This window comes from Micromonospora sp. M51, assembly GCF_018070305.1.
In the GTDB taxonomy this organism is placed as follows: Bacteria; Actinomycetota; Actinomycetes; order Mycobacteriales; family Micromonosporaceae; genus Micromonospora; species Micromonospora parva.
Window position 1 is genome coordinate 1 of sequence record NZ_JAGPXZ010001264.1, and the last position, 990, is coordinate 990.

At 68.3% G+C, this 990-nt stretch carries 1 protein-coding gene; it reads left to right on the forward strand.

The window, feature by feature from the left end; genetic code table 11:
- Positions 1-662, forward strand: a 662-nt coding sequence (gene msrA, locus KBX53_RS34170) for a peptide-methionine (S)-S-oxide reductase MsrA (protein ID WP_247676614.1), incomplete at its 5' end; no start/stop codon positions are given.
- Positions 663-990 lie beyond the last annotated feature (328 nt).

The following is a 990-nucleotide window of genomic DNA, read 5'->3' on the forward strand; positions in this document are numbered from 1 at the left end:
TGTTTCTGCGCCGCAAGAAGGCCGAAATGGTGACGCCCGACCCGGCCCGGCCGGGCCGCCCGATCGCCATGCCGGTCGCTGACCGCCACGAGGTGCTGGGCACCCCGTTGAAGGGCCCGTTCCCGGAGGGCCTTCAGGTAGCGGTCTTCGGCATGGGTTGCTTCTGGGGCGCCGAGCGGCTGTTCTGGACGCTGCCCGGTGTCTACACCACCTCTGCCGGCTACGCGGGTGGCATCACCAAGAACCCGACGTACGAGGAGACCTGCTCCGGCCGGACCGGGCACGCCGAGGTCGTCCAGGTCGTGTACGACCCCAGCAAGATCAACTATGAGGACCTGCTGAAGGTCTTCTGGGAGAACCACGACCCGACCCAGGGCATGCGCCAGGGCAACGACGTCGGCACCCAGTACCGCTCGGCGATCTACACGACCACCGACCAGCAGCGGGCCATCGCCGAGTCGTCCCGGGACGCGTTCCAGCCGATCGTGACGCGCGCCGGCAAGGGTGAGATCACCACCGAGATCGCCCCGCTCGGCAGCTACTACTTCGCCGAGGACTACCACCAGCAGTACCTGGCGCCGACCAAGAACCCGAACGGGTACTGCAACCACGGCCCGAACGGCCTGAGCTGCCCGGTCGGCGTGGCCCGTGTCGACGGCTGACCGGCGCGGGCATTCCCGTTCGGCCCTGTGATCGAAATCCGTTGCCGAGCCCGACGAGAACTCGATAACGTGGCCGTACACGTGAAAGGAGGTGGTCCAGACTTGTATAGCAATCGGACTCGTGAGGTGGCTGTCAGCTAGCCGCTGTCCTCGACAGTGATCGGCCCGCCGCGAGGCGGGCACCAGCACCATCGTCGAGACCGTGTGGCAGCGGTGCGGCGAATTCCAGGCAGCCACCCGACCCCCGGGGCGCCGGCCCAGTCCAGCCGGCCCGTGCGACAGCGCGGAGCGCCCCGGGGGTCGCTCCATATCCGCAGGAGTGGCCATG